This is a genomic window from Streptomyces chattanoogensis, assembly GCF_001294335.1.
Classification (GTDB): domain Bacteria; phylum Actinomycetota; class Actinomycetes; order Streptomycetales; family Streptomycetaceae; genus Streptomyces; species Streptomyces chattanoogensis.
Window position 1 is genome coordinate 1 of the sequence record NZ_LGKG01000073.1, and the last position, 473, is coordinate 473.

The window sequence follows — 473 nt, forward strand, 5'->3', positions numbered from 1 at the left end:
GCGCAGGAAGGTGGCGTTGCCGATGGCGTGTACCCGCACGGGCTGATCTTCGTCGTCGGGGGTGTGGATGTCGAGGTGGACGTGGGAGGTTTCCCAGGCGGTCTTGGCGATGGCGACCAGGATGCCGATGAGGACGCCTTCGAACATGTTGACCGTGACGATGGCGAGGGCGGTGACGATCAGGACGACGGCCTCGCCGCGGTGTTCGCGCCACAGGGGACGCAGATCGCGGCGGGGAAGGCGGCGGCGAACAGCAGCAGCCAGGCGCCGTGCAGCACGCGGGAGGCCTTGGTTGTGGCGCCTGCTTGGACGTTGGCGGCACTGCGCACGATGACCGCGGTCATCGGCAGCGCGCCGAGGATGCCGCAGACGGTGTTGCCTGCGCCCTGGGCGATGAGTTCCTTGTCGTAGTCGGTCTTGGGCCCGTTGTGGAGGCGGTCGACGGCGGCGGCGCTGAAGAGGGATTCGGCGGA

At 68.7% G+C, this 473-nt stretch carries 1 pseudogene; it reads right to left on the reverse strand.

Annotated elements, in window-relative coordinates:
* Positions 1-473 (reverse strand): annotated as a pseudogene (locus ADL29_RS10265) (SulP family inorganic anion transporter); the annotation flags it as partial.